At 73.5% G+C, this 17,629-nt stretch carries 17 protein-coding genes; 12 read left to right on the top strand and 5 right to left on the bottom strand.

What is annotated here, in order from left to right:
* Positions 1-6: 6 nt before the first annotated feature.
* On the bottom strand, positions 7-459 hold the full coding sequence (locus tag ACZ42A_RS19395; protein WP_468528425.1) for a DUF6098 family protein: 453 nt from the start codon (positions 457-459) through the stop codon (positions 7-9).
* Positions 460-593: 134 nt separating this feature from the next.
* Between ACZ42A_RS19395 and ACZ42A_RS19390 the strand changes: the two genes are divergently transcribed.
* Positions 594-944, top strand: a complete 351-nt coding sequence (locus ACZ42A_RS19390) for a DUF488 domain-containing protein (protein WP_468528424.1) — start codon at positions 594-596, stop codon at positions 942-944.
* Between the two features lie 8 nt (positions 945-952).
* On the opposite strand, the gene ACZ42A_RS19385 is transcribed toward ACZ42A_RS19390, so the two are convergent.
* Together ACZ42A_RS19385 and ACZ42A_RS19380 are read right to left on the bottom strand one after the other, a co-directional pair.
* On the bottom strand, positions 953-2,626 hold the full coding sequence (locus ACZ42A_RS19385; RefSeq protein WP_468528423.1) for an FAD-binding dehydrogenase: 1,674 nt from the start codon (positions 2,624-2,626) through the stop codon (positions 953-955).
* A gap of 16 nt (positions 2,627-2,642) precedes the next feature.
* Positions 2,643-3,269, bottom strand: a complete 627-nt coding sequence (locus tag ACZ42A_RS19380; RefSeq protein WP_468528422.1) for a TetR/AcrR family transcriptional regulator — start codon at positions 3,267-3,269, stop codon at positions 2,643-2,645.
* Positions 3,270-3,387: 118 nt separating this feature from the next.
* On the opposite strand from ACZ42A_RS19380, the gene ACZ42A_RS19375 reads away from it, so the two are divergent.
* The 3 genes from ACZ42A_RS19375 (at position 3,388) to ACZ42A_RS19365 (ending at position 6,091) form a co-directional block, all read left to right on the top strand.
* Complete coding sequence (locus tag ACZ42A_RS19375) at positions 3,388-4,008, top strand: alpha-ketoglutarate-dependent dioxygenase AlkB (RefSeq protein WP_468528421.1); 621 nt, start codon at positions 3,388-3,390, stop codon at positions 4,006-4,008.
* Between the two features lie 61 nt (positions 4,009-4,069).
* Positions 4,070-4,816, top strand: a complete 747-nt coding sequence (locus tag ACZ42A_RS19370; RefSeq protein WP_468528420.1) for an MBL fold metallo-hydrolase — start codon at positions 4,070-4,072, stop codon at positions 4,814-4,816.
* A 36-nt stretch (positions 4,817-4,852) separates the two neighbouring features.
* The gene (locus ACZ42A_RS19365; protein ID WP_468528419.1) at positions 4,853-6,091 is read left to right on the top strand and encodes a DUF4032 domain-containing protein; all 1,239 of its coding nucleotides are present in this window, start codon (positions 4,853-4,855) and stop codon (positions 6,089-6,091) included.
* On the opposite strand, the gene ACZ42A_RS19360 is transcribed toward ACZ42A_RS19365, so the two are convergent.
* Positions 6,092-6,961 carry a universal stress protein gene (locus ACZ42A_RS19360; RefSeq protein ID WP_468528418.1) on the bottom strand — a complete coding sequence of 290 codons (870 nt, stop codon included), beginning with the start codon at positions 6,959-6,961 and terminating at the stop codon, positions 6,092-6,094. It lies immediately after the preceding gene.
* 73 nt (positions 6,962-7,034) lie between these two features.
* Here ACZ42A_RS19360 and ACZ42A_RS19355 point away from each other — a divergent pair, with 73 nt between their 5' ends.
* The 8 genes from ACZ42A_RS19355 (at position 7,035) to ACZ42A_RS19320 (ending at position 16,188) form a co-directional block, all read left to right on the top strand.
* Positions 7,035-7,388 (top strand): VOC family protein, encoded by a 354-nt coding sequence (locus ACZ42A_RS19355; RefSeq protein WP_468528417.1) that lies wholly within the window; start codon positions 7,035-7,037, stop codon positions 7,386-7,388.
* 235 nt (positions 7,389-7,623) lie between these two features.
* Positions 7,624-9,300: an FAD-dependent oxidoreductase gene (locus ACZ42A_RS19350; protein ID WP_468528416.1), complete on the top strand. Its 1,677-nt coding sequence runs from the start codon at positions 7,624-7,626 to the stop codon at positions 9,298-9,300.
* Positions 9,297-10,766 (top strand): ATP-binding protein, encoded by a 1,470-nt coding sequence (locus ACZ42A_RS19345; protein WP_468528415.1) that lies wholly within the window; start codon positions 9,297-9,299, stop codon positions 10,764-10,766. Before ACZ42A_RS19350 ends, ACZ42A_RS19345 begins: the two co-directional genes overlap by 4 nt.
* Positions 10,763-11,116 carry a UBP-type zinc finger domain-containing protein gene (locus tag ACZ42A_RS19340; RefSeq protein WP_468528414.1) on the top strand — a complete coding sequence of 118 codons (354 nt, stop codon included), beginning with the start codon at positions 10,763-10,765 and terminating at the stop codon, positions 11,114-11,116. Before ACZ42A_RS19345 ends, ACZ42A_RS19340 begins: the two co-directional genes overlap by 4 nt.
* Positions 11,117-11,300: 184 nt before the next feature.
* Positions 11,301-12,608 (top strand): CAP domain-containing protein, encoded by a 1,308-nt coding sequence (locus ACZ42A_RS19335; protein WP_468528413.1) that lies wholly within the window; start codon positions 11,301-11,303, stop codon positions 12,606-12,608.
* A gap of 51 nt (positions 12,609-12,659) precedes the next feature.
* Positions 12,660-13,337: an AIM24 family protein gene (locus ACZ42A_RS19330; RefSeq protein ID WP_468528412.1), complete on the top strand. Its 678-nt coding sequence runs from the start codon at positions 12,660-12,662 to the stop codon at positions 13,335-13,337.
* A gap of 106 nt (positions 13,338-13,443) precedes the next feature.
* The gene (locus ACZ42A_RS19325) at positions 13,444-14,403 is read left to right on the top strand and encodes a threonine/serine dehydratase (RefSeq protein ID WP_468528464.1); all 960 of its coding nucleotides are present in this window, start codon (positions 13,444-13,446) and stop codon (positions 14,401-14,403) included.
* Positions 14,404-14,538: 135 nt separating this feature from the next.
* Positions 14,539-16,188 (top strand): serine/threonine-protein kinase, encoded by a 1,650-nt coding sequence (locus ACZ42A_RS19320; RefSeq protein ID WP_468528463.1) that lies wholly within the window; start codon positions 14,539-14,541, stop codon positions 16,186-16,188.
* On the opposite strand, the gene ACZ42A_RS19315 is transcribed toward ACZ42A_RS19320, so the two are convergent.
* Complete coding sequence (locus ACZ42A_RS19315; RefSeq protein ID WP_468528411.1) at positions 16,180-17,628, bottom strand: serine hydrolase domain-containing protein; 1,449 nt, start codon at positions 17,626-17,628, stop codon at positions 16,180-16,182. The genes ACZ42A_RS19320 and ACZ42A_RS19315 overlap by 9 nt on opposite strands.
* Between the last annotated feature and the right edge of the window lies 1 nt (position 17,629).

Below are 17,629 nucleotides of genomic sequence, written 5' to 3'. Positions count from 1 at the left end.
GGCCCGTCAGCGGGCGCCGCGGCGCAGCGGGCCCCACTCGTGCTCCTGCCGGGCCACCTCCGCCCGCGCCTCGTCGATCACCTCGTCGGCCAGGCGGCACAGCGGCCGGACCCGTTCCACAAGGGGTTCGTTGTCGGGGCCGCGACCGCTCTCCCTGCCCTCCAGAACCCAGGGCCGCACGCCGGGGCCCTTCTCGTGCGGCAGATGGGCGTAGTCGTACAGCCTCCGGGCCACCCACAGGCGGACCGAGCGGCCCTGCCACCAGTCCTCCATGTCGAGCGGGTTGGCCGACAGTCCGGGCATGGGAACGCCGGTCAGATCGTCGGTGCTGGACACCTCGCCGAGGTCGGCCTCGGGCCCCCTGGACCAGCGGACGTACAGACCGCCCTGCCGTTCCTCCACCAGTGCGGTGAGCTCGGCCAGCGTGCGCACGACCGGCAGGTCGTCCCAGGCGCTCATGGCGTGACCTCCCTCTTCGCCGCTCAGGCGAACGGGGTACCCCGCGCGGCCGGATCGGAATCGGGCGGGCGGCGGCGCCCCGGGTTAGGCTCCCGGCACAGGAGCACCGGCCGCCGCCCGAGGGAGGTCCGCGTATGAGCGTCCGGGTACGCCGTGTCTTCGACCCGCCGGACCCCGACGACGGCCTGCGGGTCCTGGTCGACCGGCTGTGGCCGCGCGGACTTGCGAAGGACGCGGCCCGGGTGGACGAGTGGCCGAAGATCCTCACCCCGTCGGCCGAGCTGCGCCGCTGGTATCACGCGGGCGAGGGGTCGTACGAGGAGTTCGCGCGCCGCTACGAGGCGGAGCTGGCCTCCCCCGAGGCGGCCGAACCCCTCGACCGCGCCCGGGCGTGGGTGCGCGAGGGACCGGTGACGCTGCTGACCGCCGTCAAGTCCCCCGAGCAGAGCCACGCCGCGGTGCTGGCCCGGCTGCTGGAGCAGTAGGAGCCAGGTCAGCCGGTCTGCCGGGCCGCCGCCCGGCCGGCCGCCCGCCCCGAGAAGAGGCAGCCGCCGAGGAAGGTGCCCTCCAGGGCGTTGTAGCCGTGGACGCCGCCACCGCCGAACCCGGCCACCTCACCGGCCGCGTACAGCCCCTCGATGGGCGTGCCGTCGGTGCCGAGGGCGCGGGAGTCGAGGTCCGTCTGGATGCCGCCGAGCGTCTTGCGGGTCAGAACGTGCAGCTTGACGCCGATCAGCGGTCCGGCGGCCGGGTCGAGCAGCCGGTGCGGCGCGGCGACCCGGCCGAGCCGGTCGCCGATGTAGCGGCGGGCGTTGCGGATGCCCTGGACCTGGGCGTCCTTGGCGTAGGGGTTGGCGATCTGGAGGTCGCGGGCCTCGATCTGGCGGCGCATCCCGGCCGCGTCGAGGAGGGGCTTCTCGGTGAGGCCGTTCATCTTCTCGACGAGCTGTTCCAGAGTGGGGGCGGTCACGAAGTCGGCGCCGTTGCGCAGGAAGGCGTCCACCGGTCCGGGGGCGCCCTTGCCGAGGACGCGCTCGCGCAGAAACGCCTTGCGGTCCTTGGCGGTGATGTCGGGGTTCTGCTCGGAGCCCGACAGCGCGAACTCCTTCTCGATGATCTTCTGGGTGAGGACGAACCAGGAGTGGTCGTACTCCGCGATGTCCTCGGTGGTGCGCAGGTACTCCAGGGTGCCGAGGGTGTCGTAGCCCGGCAGGCACGGCTCGGGCAGCCGGCGGCCGAGGGCGTCGAACCACATCGAGGACGGTCCGGGCAGGATGCGGATGCCGTGGCCGGGCCAGATCGGGTCCCAGTTGTGCAGACCCTCGGTGTAGTGCCACATGCGGTCGCGGTTGACCAGCCGTACGCCCGCCTCGGCGCTGATGTCGAGCATCCGTCCGTCGACGTACGCGGGGACGCCGGTGACCATCTCGGCGGGCGGTGTGCCGAGGCGCTCCGGCCAGTGGCGGCGCACGATGTCGTGGTTGGCGCCGATGCCGCCGGTGGTGACGATCACGGCCTGGGCGGTCAGCTCGAACTCGCCCACGCGGTCGCGGTTGGAGGCGACACCCCGCGGCGCGTCGTCCTCGGCCAGGACCGTGCCGCGCACGCCGCGTACCGCGCCCTCCTCGATGACCAGCTCGTCGACCCGGTGCCGGTGGTGGAAGGTGAGCAGCCCGTCGCGCGCGGCCTGCCCGGCGTACCGGGCGAACGGCTCCACGACACCCGTGCCGGTGCCCCACGCGATGTGGAACCGGGGGACGGAGTTGCCGTGGCCGTGGGCGCGCAGGTCGCCGCGCTCGGCCCAGCCCACCGTGGGCAGGAAGGAGATGCCGTGCCCGTCCAGCCAGGACCGCTTCTCGCCGGCCGCGAACTCGACGTACGCGCGCGCCCAGCGCACCGCCCAGGAGTCCTCGTCGTCCACCCGGTCGAACCGGGCGCTGCCCTGCCAGTCGTTCCAGGCCAGCTCGAAGGAGTCCTTGATGCCCAGCCGGCGCTGCTCCGGTGAGTCGACGAGGAACAGTCCACCGAAGGACCAGAAGGCCTGCCCGCCGAGGTTGGCGGCGTTCTCCTGGTCCACCAGCGCGACCCTGCGGCCCCGGCTCGTCAGTTCGTGCGCGGCGACCAGGCCCGCGAGTCCCGCTCCGACGACGATGACGTCGGCATCCATGGCGACCGTCCCTTCCTCATTCGGTGGTACCGCTGCCGTCCGTCAGCAGCGCGGTGAGCAGCTGTTTGAGCCAGGCCCGCGCGCCCTCGACGTCCTTGTCCAGCAGCAGTTGGGTGGTGACCCCGTCGTAGGCGGCGACCACCGCGTGCGCGGCCGCGTCGACGTCGCCCAGCACGGCGGGCAGTTCGGTGTGGCCCTGGGCCCGGGCGAGCCGCTCGGCGATCGCGCCGCGCAGCCGGGCCCGGTGCTCCAGCAGGGTCGCGGCGACGGCCGGCTCCCGGGCGGCGTGCACCAGGAAGTCGGTCTTCACCAGCAGCCAGTCCAGGTCGAGGAGGAGCACCTCGGTGACCCGGTCGACGGCGGCGGGCACGTCGAGGTCGGGTCCGTCCAGGGCGAGCGCGCCGGAGACCTGTTCGGCGATGAGGTCGGCGCGCTGCCGGTAGAGGGCGAAGAACAGCTCGTCCAGGCTGTCGAAGTTGGAGTAGAAGGCGCCCCGGCTGTACCCGGCCGCCTCGCAGACCTCCTCGATGGAGACGCGCCCGAAGCCCTTGGCGGCGAACACGGCGAACGCGGCGTCGAGGAGGTTGGCCCGGGTCCGCACGCGGCGTCGGGTGACGCGGGGAGTGGTGCCTTGCGCTGCCATGGTCGGACCTCCGTTCGATGCGTGAATGTATCGGATACACCGATGTATCGAAAGGCCCCGCGATGCACAGGACGCGACTATGGGAACGCATTTTCGATTAGCGGGGTACGCTGGATCCATGCACCTCCAGGGCTCCCTCTTCGACCAGACCGACCAGGTGCGGCTCGGCCCTCTCGACGGGATCCGCCGGACCGACCTCGGCTCCGGCGCCTGGATCGACGTGCTGCCCGGATGGCTGAGCGGTTCCGACACACTGTTCGAACAGCTGGCGGCCGAGGTGCCGTGGCGGGCCGAGCGGCGGCAGATGTACGACCACGTCGTGGACGTCCCCCGGCTGCTCGCCTTCTACCGCGCGGGCGAGCCACTGCCGCACCCGGTGCTGACCGAGGCGCGCGACGCGCTCAGCGCGCACTACGCCGACGAGCTGGGCGAGCCGTTCACCACGGCGGGGCTCTGCTACTACCGCGACGGCCGGGACAGCGTCGCCTGGCACGGCGACCGGATCGGGCGGGGCGCCCGCGAGGACACGATGGTCGCCATCCTCTCCGTGGGCACACCGCGCGACCTGCTGCTGCGCCCCGCGGGCGGCGGCCGGACCCTGCGGCGACCCCTCGGCCACGGCGACCTGATCGTGATGGGCGGCTCCTGCCAGCGCACCTGGGAGCACTGCGTCCCGAAGACCACCCGCGCCGCGGGCCCGCGCATCAGCATCCAGTTCCGCCCGCACGGCGTGCAGTGATCTGCTTTGCTGTGGCCCGTCGGGCACGGACCTCACAGGGCGGGAACAGGGCGGGAAGAGCATGCGGGCAGATGTGCGGCACGTCGCGGACGGCGCCTACCTGGTGCACGGCAGCAACACCAACTGGGTGATCCTGACGGAGGGGGACGCCGTCACGCTGGTCGACACCGGGTATCCCGGTGACCGGCAGCTGGTCCTCGACTCCCTCGCGGCGGTGGGGAGTTCACCGGAGGCGGTCGCGGCCGTGCTCATCACCCACGCCCACAACGACCACCTGGGCTCCGCCGAGTATCTGCGGGCGACGTACGGCACGCCGGTGTATCTGCACGAGGCCGAAGTGCCGCACGCGCGCCGGGAGTTCCTGCACCAGGTGTCGGTCGGGCAGGTGCTGCGCAACGGCTGGCGGCCGGGCGTGCTGCCGTGGGCCGTGCACGCGCTGCGCTCCGGCGGCACCGCGCACGTCCCCGTCACCGCGCCCGAGCCGTTCCCGGCGGCGGGCCCGCTGGACCTGCCGGGGCACCCGGTCCCGGTGCACACCCCCGGTCACACCCTGGGCCACTGCGCCTACCACCTGCCGGACGCGGGCCTGCTGATCTCCGGTGACGCGCTGGTCAGCGGGCACCCCACGACCCGGACGAAGGGCCCGCAGCTGCTGCCAGACATGTTCCACCACGAGCGGTCCCGCGCGGTGGCCTCGCTGGACGTGCTGGCCGGGCTGGCGGCCGACGTGCTGCTGCCCGGGCACGGGCCCGTCCACCGGGGCTCAGTGCGGGACGCGGCGCTCCAGGCGAAAGAGGGGGCGGTCTGAGGTCGGACCACGGCCGCGCGCCGTTAAGGTCAGGCCATGGCTTTGCACATCAGCGCCACCAACCCGGAGCACCCCGCGCTCCTGCTCGAACTCCCCTGGCACCTCCCGCTGGAGGAGTGGCCGGAGGAGTACCTGGTCCCGCTGCCGCGCGGTATCTCCCGGCATGTGGTGCGCTACGCCCGTGCGGGCAGCGAGGTGATCGCCGTCAAGGAGCTGGCCGAACGGCCCGCCCTGCGCGAGTACGAGCTGCTGCGCGACCTGGACCGGCTCGGCATCCCGGCGGTGGACGCCCTCGCCGTGGTCACCGGCCGCGCGGACGCGGCCGGCGAGCCGCTGGAGCCCGTGCTGATCACCCGGCACCTGGGCGGTTCGATGCCGTACCGCTCGATGTTCGAGACCACCATGCGCCCGGCGACCATGCACCGGCTGATGGACGCCCTCGCGGTGCTGCTGGTGCGGCTGCACCTGGCCGGGTTCGCCTGGGGCGACTGCTCGCTGTCCAACACCCTGTTCCGGCGGGACGCGGGCGCCTACGCCGCCTATCTGGTGGACGCCGAGACCGGCGAGCTGCACGCCCGGCTCAGCGACGGGCAGCGCGACTACGACCTGGACCTGGCCCGGGTCAACATCAGCGGCGAGCTGCTCGACCTGGAGGCGTCCGGGGCGCTGCACCCCTCGGTCGACCCGATCGCGTTCGGCACCGAGATCTGCGCCCGCTACCAGGGGCTGTGGCAGGAGCTGACCCGCACCTCCGTCTACCCGGCGGGCAAGTACCACTACATCGAACGCCGGATACGCCGGCTCAACGACCTCGGCTTCGACGTGGCCGAGATGCAGATCGACCACTCCTCCAACGGCGACACCGTCACCTTCGTGCCCAAGGTCGTCGACGCGGGCCACCACCAGCGGCAGCTGCTGCGGCTGACCGGCCTGGACACCGAGGAGAACCAGGCCCGGCGGCTGCTGAACGACCTGGAGTCCTGGATGGCCACCCAGGACGACCACGCCCCCGGCGACCCCCTGGCCGCCCGCCCGGAGGTGCTGGCCCACCGCTGGGTGCGGGAGGTGTTCCGGCCCACCGTGCGGGCGGTGCCGCTCGAGCTGCGCGACGGCATCGACCCGGCCGAGATCTACCACCAGCTGCTCGAACACCGCTGGTACCTCTCGGAGCGGGCCCAGCACGACATCGGGCTGGACACGGCCGTGAAGGACTATGTGGAGAACATCCTGCCGCGCGCCCGCCAGACCCTGGAGAGCCCCGCCCTGCCGGAGTGATCAGGCGGGCGGCACCACGGCCACCGGGCACGGCGCGTGGTGCAGCACCCCGTGGGCGACGGAGCCGATCCGGGCGCCCACGGCGGTCCGCCGGGCGCGGCGCCCGACGACCATCAGCTGGGCCCGCGCGGACACCTCGAGCAGCACCTGGCCCGCGCTGCCCATCTCCACCTGCTCGACCACCGGTACCTGCGGGAACCGCTCCCGCCACGGCTCCAGGGCCTCGCTCAGCGCCTTCTTCTCGTACGGCTCGGGGCCGCCGGCCTCGTCCAGCAGCTTCAGCGAGCCCGGGCTGTAGGCGAACACCGGCGGCAGCGTCCACGCCCGTACCGCGCGCAGGGTCGCCCCGCGTGCCGCCGCCGTCTCGAACGCGAACCGCAGCGCGGCGGCGCTGTCCTCCGGGCCGCCCTCCTGACCGACGACGACCTCGCGGCCCTCCGCCTCGGCCGGGGCGCGGTCCCCGGAGCGGACCAGCACGACGGGACCGGCGGCCCCGGCGATCACCTGCTGTCCGACCGAGCCGAGCAGGAAGCCGACGACCCGGCCGTGCCCGCGCGAGCCGAGCACCAGCAGTTCGTCCTCGGCCGTGGCGGCGACCAGGGTGTCGACGACGTCGCCCTCGACCACGTCGGCGCGCACGTCCAGCCCGGGGTGGCGCCCGGTGGTCTCACCGATGGCCCGGTCCACCGCCTCGCGCACCCAGCGCGCCTGGGCGTCCCGGTCCCCGTCCACCGCCTCGTGCGGCTCGAACCGCCAGGCGTGCACCACGCGCAGTGCCCGCCCGCGCCGGACGGCCTCCCGGGCCGCCCAGGCGAGCGCCGCGTGGCTCCCCTCCGATCCGTCCACCCCTGCCGTGATCGGGCGTGTCATCCGGCTGCCTCCTCGTCCTCACCGGGTCCTTATCCGTTCGGCAATCACCGTCAGTCTTCCCTACGCTGCCGCCATGAGCCTTGTCTGGGAGCAAGTCATCGTCGACGCCGCCGATCCCGTCGCCCTGGGCCGCTGGTGGGCGGACGCCCTCGGCTGGGTGGTGGTGCACGACGGCGCCGACGAGTTCGAGATCCGGCCCGAGCCGGAGCGGCTGCCGGGTCTGCTGTTCGTGCGGGTCCCCGAGGCCAAGTCCGTCAAGAACCGTCTCCACCTCGATTTCCGCCCCGCCGACCAACAGGCGGAGGTCGCCCGCCTGCTCGCCCTCGGCGCCCGGCACGCGGACGTGGGCCAGGGCCAGCAGACGTGGGTGACACTGGCGGACCCGGAGGGGAACGAGTTCTGCGTGCTCGCCCGGCGACAGGGCTGACGCGTCCGCTTCATGTCCCGGGATCCGCCCAGGACCGTGAACGCCGCGTGCCGGGCACCCGGCGGGCCACGGTTCGGTGAGATGCCGGGATTCTCCCTCCGTCACGCTGCGCGGTCGTCGCACAGCGGAACGAACCCGAGCGGGACGGGGCGATCGAACATACGATGGCGGGAGCCGGGGCGGTGACGACGGGGGCACCGCGCCCGATTGTCCGACCGCTCGGGGTGGGAGACGTATGGCACAGGCCGCCGATACGGCGCGGACCGTCATTCTGACCGTGGACGACGATCCGGGGGTCTCCCGCGCCGTCGCCCGCGATCTCAGACGGCGCTACGGGGCGTCGTACCGGATCGTGCGCGCGGAGTCCGGCGAGTCCGCGCTCGAGGCGCTGCGCGAGCTGAAGCTGCGCGGCGACCTGGTGGCGGTGATCCTGGCCGACTACCGGATGCCGCAGATGAACGGCATCGAGTTCCTGGAGCAGGCGCTGGACGTGTATCCGGGGGCGCGGCGGGTGCTGCTGACCGCGTACGCGGACACCAACGCGGCGATCGACGCGATCAACGTCGTCGATCTGGACCACTATCTGCTCAAGCCGTGGGATCCGCCGGAGGAGAAGCTGTATCCGGTCCTGGACGACCTGCTCCAGGCGTGGCGGACCAGTGATCACCGGCCGGTGCCCAGCACCAAGGTGGTCGGGCACCGGTGGTCGGCGCGCTCCTCGGACGTACGGGAGTTCCTGGCCCGCAACCAGGTGCCGTACCGCTGGTACTCCGCCGACGAACCGGAGGGCCGGCGGCTGCTGGCCGCGGCCGGGCAGGACGGCACGCGGCTGCCCGTGGTGATCACCCCGGACGGGAGTCCGCTGGTCGAGCCGGAGGCGCCGGACCTCGCCGCGCGGGTGGGACTCGCGACCACGCCGACGGCCGAGTTCTACGACCTGGTGGTGATCGGCGGCGGCCCGGCGGGGCTCGGGGCGGCGGTGTACGGGGCCTCCGAAGGGCTGCGGACGGTGCTGGTGGAGCGGTCGGCGACCGGCGGGCAGGCCGGGCAGAGCTCACGTATCGAGAACTATCTGGGCTTCCCCGACGGCGTGTCGGGCGCGCAGCTCACCGAACGGGCCCGGCGGCAGGCGGCGAAGTTCGGCGCCGAGATCCTCACCGCGCGCGAGGTGACGGGTCTGGAGGTCAACGGGGCCGCGCGGATCGTACGGTTCGCCGACGGCTCGGCGGTCGCCGCGCACAGCGTGATCCTGGCGACCGGCGTGTCGTACCGGCAGCTCGACGCGCCGGGGCTGACCGAGCTGACCGGGTGCGGGGTGTTCTACGGGTCGGCGCTGACGGAGGCGTCCGGCTGCCAGGGCCAGGATGTGTACATCGTGGGCGGCGCCAACTCCGCGGGGCAGGCGGCGATGTACCTGGCGCGGGGCGCCAAGTCGGTGACGCTGCTGGTGCGCGGGGAGTCGCTGACCGCGTCGATGTCGCACTATCTGATCCGGCAGATCGAGCAGGCGCCGAACATCTCGGTGCGCTGCGGCACGGTCGTGGAGGCCGCGCACGGCTCCGGTCACCTGGAGCGGCTGACGCTGCGGGACACCGCGACCGGGCGGAGCGAAACGGTCGACGCCCAGTGGCTGTTCGTGTTCATCGGCGCGGCGCCGCGCACCGAGTGGCTGGACGGCACGGTGCTGCGGGACGAGCACGGGTTCATCCTGGCCGGGCCCGACCTCACCCCGGACGGGCGCCCGCCCGCGGACTGGGAGCTGGACCGGCCGCCGTACCACCTGGAGACCAATGTGCCCGGTGTGTTCGTCGCGGGCGACGCGCGCGCGGAGTCCGCCAAGCGGGTCGCGTCCGCCGTCGGAGAGGGAGCCATGGCCGTGATGCTCGTCCACCGTTACCTGGAGCAGTCATGAGCGGGCAGCCGATGCCGTGCAGCCCGCAGGAGATCAGTTCGCTGTTCCTGTTCGAGAAGCTGAGCCCCGAGCAGCTGGGCCGGCTGTGCGCCGAGGGACGGGTGGAGCGGTTCGAGCCGGGCCCCGTCTACACCGAGGGCGAGGCCGCCACCTGCTTCTACGTGATGCTCGAGGGCACCGTCGTGCTCTCCCGGCGGGTCGGCGGCGACGACGTCGAGGTCACCCGGACCTCGCAGCGCGGGGTGTACGCGGGCGCCATGCAGGCGTACATCGGCGACCGGGTCCGGCAGGTCTACAACAACTCGATGCGGGTCACCGAGCCGACCCGGTTCTTCGTGCTGCCCGCCGACACGTTCGCGAGCATCATGCGCGAGTGGTTCCCGATGGCCGTCCATCTGCTGGAGGGCCTGTTCTTCGGGTCGAAGAACACCCAGCGGATGATCGGGCAGCGGGAGCGGCTGCTGGCGCTCGGCTCGCTGTCCGCCGGGCTCACCCACGAGCTGAACAACCCCGCGGCGGCGGCCGTCCGGGCCACCGAGGCGCTGCGCGAGCGGGTGGCGAAGATGCGGCACAAGCTGAGTGTCATCTCGGCGGGGCCGTATCCGCGCGAGGTGCTGGCGCATCTGATCGAGATCCAGGAGCGCACCGCCGAGCGGGTGGGCAAGGCGCCCTCGCTCAGCCCGCTGGAGGCCTCCGACCGTGAGGACGCGGTCACCGACTGGCTGGACGACCACGGCATCCCCGACGGCTGGCGGCTCGCGCCCACGTTCGTACAGGCCGGTCTCGACCTCGACTGGCTGGACCAGGTCGCGGCGGCCGTCGACGAGTCGATCCTGCCGGGGGCGATCGGCTGGCTCAACTACACGGTGGAGACCGAGCTGTTGATGGACGAGATCGCGGACGCCACCACCCGTGTCTCGCACCTGGTGGACGCCGCCAAGCAGTACTCGCAGCTGGACCGCGCGCCCTACCGGATCGCCGATGTGCACGAACTCCTCGACAGCACCCTGCTGATGCTGTCCGGGAAGATCGGCGAGCGGATCAAGGTCGTGAAGGACTACGACCGTGCTCTCCCGCCGATCCCCGCCTACCCGGCGGAGCTGAACCAGGTGTGGACCAACCTGATCGACAACGCGGTCTCCGCGATCAACAGCACGGGCGGCGACGGGACGTTGACGGTACGGACCGCGCTCGACCACGACCGGCTGCTGGTGGAGTTCCGGGACACCGGGCCCGGGGTGGAGCCGGAGATCCGGGACCGGATCTTCGATCCCTTCTTCACCACCAAGCCGGTGGGCGAAGGCACCGGGCTCGGCCTGGACATCTCCTGGCGGATCGTGGTCAACAAGCATCACGGCAGCCTCCAGGTGGACTCCGTACCGGGCGACACCCGCTTCCAGGTGCTTCTCCCGCTCACCGCCACGGAGGACGAGACGACTCCCGAACCCCTTGAGGAGCCCGCATGACGGAGCAGACAGGAATCGATCCGAGCGTGCCGCCGAGCGGTGCGGGATGTGTGGACTGCGACGCCGTCGGCGGCTGGTGGTTCCATCTGCGGCGGTGCGCGCAGTGCGGGCATGTCGGCTGCTGCGACTCCTCGCCCGCGAAGCACGCCACCGCGCACTACCGGGCCACCGGGCATCCGCTGGTGCAGAGTTACGAGCCGGGCGAGGAGTGGTTCTGGGACTACGCCACCGAGACTCTGTACGACTCCGGTCCGGCGCTCGCGCCGCCGGGCAGCCATCCGGCCGACCAGCCGGCGCCGGGGCCGGCGGGAAGGGTGCCGAAGGATTGGGCGAGGGTTCTGGGCGCCTGAGGGGAGGGCCTGGAGGTTCGTCGGCGGGTGCGGGTGTGTGTGAGGGGTTGAGCGCGCAGTTCCCCGCGCCCCTGGGTGGGTTCACGCACTGTGTGTGAGCGGGGAACCCTCGGCTGTCCGGGGACGTTGTCCGGTCGAGGTTCCTTCCACACCCCGTCCCGGTCCAGGGCAGCAAGGCGGCGCCATGAGCGAGTTGGTCCCCGGGGGCAATCTGCCCCTGCCGGGCGGCGCGCTGACCGTGCGGGTGCCGGGGCCGTTCGACGTGTCCGCGCTGATCACGGATGACGGCGGGAGAGTTCGCGGCGACGCCGACTTCGTGTTCTACAACCAGCCGTCGGCGCCGGGCGTTCGGCTGCGGGGCGACACCCTGACGCTCGAGCCGTCGCGGCTGCGTGCCGGAGCGACCCGGGTCACCGTCACCGTCAGCCCCGCCGATCCCGGCACGCCGCTGGGTCGGCTGCCCGCCCCTACACTGCATGTCATGGATCCCGGCGGCCGGACGCTGGCCCGGTTCACACCGCCGCGCCCCGCGCAGGAGACCGTGCTGCTGCTCGCCGAGATCTATCGGCGAGGGGCGCTGTGGAAGCTGCGCGCTCTGGGGCAGGGGTACACGGACGGGCTGGCGGGACTGGTCCGGGACTTCGGGGTGGAGGTGGCGGACGAGGGGACCGCACCGAGCGACGGCTTCCGTGGCCACGACGACGGCTTCCTCGGCGACGGCGACGGCTTTCTCGGGCTCGTCAACTCGGCGCGGGGCCAGGCCGGTTCGCCGCCCGTCGTGCTCGACGCGCGGCTGGCCGTCGCGGCACGGGAGCATGCCGCGGCCATGGCGGCGGCCGGGTGGCTGGGGGTCGAGGGCCGGGACGGGGTCTCCGTCTACCGGCGGATCACCGCCGCCGGGTACGCGTATCTCACCGTCGGCGAGCACCTGGTCTCCGGACCGCGTACGCCCGCGGAGTTCGTGGCGTACTGCCTGCGCGCGGACGGCCCCCGGCGCACGCTCCTCGGCCCGGCGTTCACCCATGCCGCCGTCGGCTCCGCGCACGGCGGCCGGGCGGGCGAGCCGTACTGGACGGCGCTGTGGGCGCGGCCGCTGTCGCCCGGCGGTCTGGCGGCCACGGCTGCCGAGGTCGTCGACCTCACCAACCGGGAGCGGACGAGAGCCGGTCTGCGCGCGCTGGCCGTCGACCCGGCACTGACCACCGCGGCGCAGGCGCACAGCGCGGACATGGTGGCGCGGGACTTCTACGCGCACACCTCGCCCGACGGCAGCCGGCCCTGGGACCGGGCCGCCGCCGCGGGGTCCGGCCTGCGCTCGATCGGCGAGAACATCGCCTGCGGCCAGCGCTCCCCCGCCGAGGTGGTGACCGGGTGGATGAACAGCCCCGGACATCGCGCCAACATTCTCAAGCCGGAGTTCAGGCACATCGGCACGGGTTTCGCGGGCGGCGGCCGGGCTGGCACGTACTGGACGCAGGTGTTCGGTGGCTGACCCCGCACCCGCGATCTTGGCGGAAGCCAATCCTCCGGCCAGGATGCCCGCATGAAGGGTGATCTCTTTTCCAGTGAGCACATGGTGCGGCCCGCCACGGGCCCGGGCATGACCGTCGAGAACGCCAAGTGCATCCGGTACACGGTCGACGGCGAGATGCTGGCCCGGCAGGGCGCGATGGTCGCCTACCGCGGCAGCCTCGCCTTCGAGCGCAAGGGCCAGGGCGTGGGCGGCATGCTCAAACGCGCGGTCACCGGCGAGGGACTGCCGTTGATGAGGGTGCGCGGCCAGGGCGAGGCCTGGTTCGCGCACGAGGCGCAGAACTGTTTCGTCGTGGACGTCTCCCCCGGCGACGAGTTCACCGTCAACGGCCGCAACGTGCTGTGCTTCGACGCCACGCTCTCCTACCGGATCGCCACCGTGAAGGGCGCGGGCATCGCGGGCGGCGGTCTGTTCAACAGCGTCTTCACCGGGCACGGCAGGCTGGGGCTGGTGTGCGAGGGCAATCCGCTGGTGATTCCGGTGACGCCGCAGTATCCGGTGTACGTCGACACGGACGCGGTCGTGGGCTGGACCGCCGGGCTCCAGACCTCGCTGCACCGGTCGCAGTCCATCGGCTCGATGCTGCGCGGCGGCTCCGGGGAGGCCGTCCAGCTGATGCTCCAAGGGGACGGGCACGTCGTGGTGCGGCCCAGCGAGGCGACCCCGCAGAAGGCGCAGCAGCACTGAGCGCGCCGCCCCCGGCGAAACCCTGTTGACCACCGGAGTCCGCCGGGTGAGGGTCGACTCGGCGCGGACCACCAGGACCGCCGCGCCGGAAGGAAGAGTGAGCTCCTTGATCGGCATCACGGACATCGAAGCCGCCGCCGGGCGCATCGCCGGCCACATCGTCCGCACCCCCACCGTGCCGAGCCCCGGGCTGTCCGCGCTGCTCGGCGTCCCGGTCAGCACGAAGCTGGAACTCCTCCAGCGCACCGGGTCGTTCAAGGCCCGCGGGGCGACGGCCAAACTGCTGTCGCTCGGCGAGGCCGAGCGGGCGGCCGGGGTGGTCGGGGTCAGCGGTGGCAACCACGGCATCGCGCTCGCGGTGATGGCCGCCGCGCTCGATGTGAAGGCGACGGTGGTCATGCCCCGTTCGGCGCCCGCGCGGTCGGTGGACATCGCCCGGGAGGCGGGTGCGTTGGTGCGGCTGACAGACGGGATGACGGAGGCGTTCCGTCTCGTGGAGGTGCTGCGCGACGAGGGGCTGACCCTTGTGCACCCGTTCGACGATCCCGTGGTCGTCGCCGGGCAGGGCACCGTGGGACTGGAGTTCGCCGAGGACGCGGACGAGCTGACCGACGTCCTGGTCAGCATCGGCGGGGGCGGGCTGATCGCGGGGGTGGCGGCCGCGCTGCGCGCCCGCCGGCCGGGGGTGCGGATCTGGGGTGTGGAGACCGAGGGCGCCGAGGCGATGTCGGCGGCGCTGAAGACCGGCGGTCCGGTGCCGGTGGAGCCGTCGTCGATCGTGTCGACGCTCAGCGCTCCTTCGGTCTCCCAGCTGACGTACGACCATGTGTCCGCCCTGGTGGACGAGGTGCTCGTGGTCTCGGACCAGGAGGCGGTGCGGGGCTGTCGGGACCTCGCCGACCACGCCAAGCTGTGGACGGAGCCGGCCGCCGGCTGTCTGCTGCCCGCGGCCCGGCGGGTGCTGGAGCGGGTGGGGGACGGAGCGCGGCTCGGTCTGGTGGTGTGCGGCGGCAACGCGCCGACCGGTGAACCGCGGGCCTGGGACGAGCGTTTCGGGCTGAGCTGACACATCTCCGGCGCACCTCTGACTGACCCATCGTCAAAAATGCGCCTCGGCCCCGAATACGCGCCCGCGCGTTGAACACACGCCGTCGCACCCCGCGTACCACTGGCAAAGGGTGAGAACCGCGTGCAGCGAGGGATGACCATGGGCAACGCGTACGTCGGCGCGCAGCAGTCGGTGGCGGGGAGGTACCGGCTCCTCGACGTCGTCCACCGCGAGACGAACCGTGTCTGCTGGTACGGGGAGGACGTCGAGGCAGGCCGGCCCTGCCTGGTGACCGAGATCCGGCTGCCGGAGGCCACCGGCGAGGACGAGGCGCGCCGGGTCGTCGGCCGGGTCGTGCGCACCTCCGAGACGGTGGAGCGGCTGTGCCCCGGGCGGGTGGCACCGGTGCTCGACGCCGTGGTGGAGGACGGCGTCCTGTGGACCGTCACCGACTGGGTCGGCGGGACGCCGCTCGGCGAACTCCTCGCCGAGCGCGGGACGTTCCACTATGTGCGGGCGGCGCGGATCGGTCTCGAACTGCTGGACGTGCTGGAGGCGGCGCACGACGAGGGCGTCACGCACGGCGAGCTGAGTCCCGGCCAGGTGGTCGTGCCGGAGCGGGGCCCGGTCGTCGTCACCGGCTTCGGACTGGCGGGGGCGACCCTCGCCCCGCGGCTGACGGCACCGTCGTACGCCTCCCCGGAGCAGGCCCGGGACGAGCGCATCGGCCCGGCGGCGGACCTGTGGGCGCTGGGCGCCGTCCTGTACACGCTGGTCGAGGGGCGCCCGCCGTTCCGGGACCGGGACCGCCCGGAGGCGACCCTGCGGGGCGTGGACCGGCTGCCGCTGCGCACACCGGTGCGCGCCGGTCCCCTCGGCCGGGTCGTCCAGGGTCTGCTGCGCAAGGACTCCCGGGAGCGGCTGACGCGTCCGGTGGTCCGCGCAGCCCTCCTGCGGGTGCTGCACGAGGAGCCCGGGGCCGCGCCGCCGAGCGCGCCGCCGCCCCGGGTGCGCCGCGCCTACGCCGCCGTCTGCCATGCCGCGCCGGGCTGGAGCAGGCGCACCATGGTCGCCGGGACGGCGCTGGCGGTGGTCACGGTCGCGGTGGCCGTCCTCGCCGCGACCAGGGGGCTGCCGGACGGCGCCCCCGCCGCGGCCGACGCCGCGCCCCGGCCCTCCGCGTCCGGCGGACCCGCCACCGGCACCCCGGAGACCGGCCCGCCCGCGACCACGCCCGCCCCCGCCCGGCCGGACCCGACCGCTTCCCCGGACCCGGACCCGACCCCGACGCGCGCGGCCACGCCCACGCCCACCCCCACGCCGAGTCCGACCGGCCTCCCCCAGGGTTTCCGCACGTACGCCGCCCCCGAGGGCTTCTCCGTGGCCCTTCCCGACGGCTGGCGTCCGCTGCGCACCACCCGGGTCTCCGACGTGGCGTACCGCGTCGTGCTCGGCGCGGACGGCGACGACCGCACGCTCGCGGTGACCTACAGCGAGCGGATCGGCCCGGACCCGGTCGCCGTCTGGCGCGACGACGTGGAGCCGGGGCTGAAGGGCGCGGGCGGCTACCGGCGGCTCGGCGCGATCCGGGCGACGACGTACCAGGGCCGCGAGGCCGCCGACATGGAGTGGGTCGCCGAGGTGCGGGGAACACAGGTGCGCACGTTCGGGCGCGGTGTCCTGATCGGCGGTGGCCGGGGTTACTCGCTGCGCTGGACGGCCCCGGCGGACGGCTTCGGCTCCTCCGCCAACCGGCAGGCCCTGGACACCGCCCTGCGCACCTTCCAGGTCCCCTCAGACTGACGACGGACGCGGGGCGCCCCGGGTGCGCAGCGGGCCGCCGTGCAGGGGCTGGGTGCTCCAGCGGGCGGTGAAGGTCCGGTCCGGGAGCGAGCAGGTGATCAGCAGGTGGTGCGGCGTCTCCAGGAAGAGCACGTCCAGCGCGAGCGCCCCGGTGTCCGTCCAGCCACCGCTCACCGCCGTGGGGACGGGGTCCTCGGCGACGGTCCACCCCTCGCCGCCGAGGCGCAGCACGAGGTCGTGGCCGTCCTCGGTGAGGGTGACCGTCCAGCCGTCCGCCGCGCCGCGCACGGCGACCGCCGACAGTCCGGGCTGGGCGGCGCAGACCCCGCCGGCCGGGATGAACGCGGCGGCGGCCCAGGCGTCCGCCCGCTCCGGGGGTGCCGGGCTGCCGGGGGCCGGCGGCAGCGCGAGGCGGGCCAGCCGCTCCTGGAGGGCCGCCTCCGCGACCTCACGGCCGGTCAGGGGTTCCGGGCGGAAGGCGGGCAGCAGATGTTCCCAGACCAGGTCCAGCAGCTGCTGCATCCACTCGGTCTCGGCGGTCGTCACGACCACGGCGTCGTGCTCGGGCAGGACCAGGCAGAACTGACCGTAGGCGCCGTCGCCGCGGTAGCCGTGCCGGGACATCCAGAACTGGCAGCCGTAGCCCTGGTCCCAGTCCCCGCGGTCGGTGTCCCCCATGGCGCCGGCGGTCGGTATGTGGGCGCGGGTGGCCTGCGCGACCCACCCTTCGGGCAGCAGCCGTTCGCCCTCCCACACGCCGTCGCGCAGATACAGCCGGCCGAGTCTCGCGACGGCGTCCGTGGTGGCGTGCAGTCCGCTGAAGCCGAGTTCGCGGCCGGTGCGGTCGCGCAGCCAGGCGACGTCCCCGATGCCGAGCGGGTCCAGCAGCCGGGGGCGCAGATAGCCGGTGAGCGGCTGTCCGGTGACCCGCTGGACGATCGCCGCGAGGGTGTAGGTGGTGGGCTGGTTGTAGGCGAAGACCGTGCCGGGGTCGCGGTCGGGGGGCAGCAGCAGGAAGCCGCGTACCAGCTCGGCGGGGTCGAGGGCGCGGGCCGCGTCCAGGGTCTCGCCGAGATGGCCGCTGGACATCGTCGCCACGTGCCGGACCAGCATCGCGCGGCTGCGCGGGTCGGTGATGTCGGCGGCGAACTCCGGGAAGTACGAGATCACCGGGGCGTCGAGGTCGATCAGCCCCTCGGCGGCGGCGAGGGCGGCGGCGGTCCCTGTGAAGCTCTTGCTGAGCGAGTACAGGAGCTGCGGGCGGTCCGGGGCGTACGGGGCCCACCAGCCGGCGGCCACCACATGGCCGTGGCGCAGGATCATCAGGCTGTGCGGCTCGATCTCGGGGGCGGCGTCGAGGGCGTCGAGGAAGGCGAGGACACCGGAGGCGTCGACACCCTGGGCGGCGGGGGTGCTCGAAGGCAGCGGGCGCACACTCATG

The organism is Streptomyces sp. NPDC030838 (assembly GCF_055572035.1).
The sequence above is the reverse complement of the archived record's forward strand: the minus strand, read 5'-3'. Positions and strand labels throughout refer to the sequence as shown.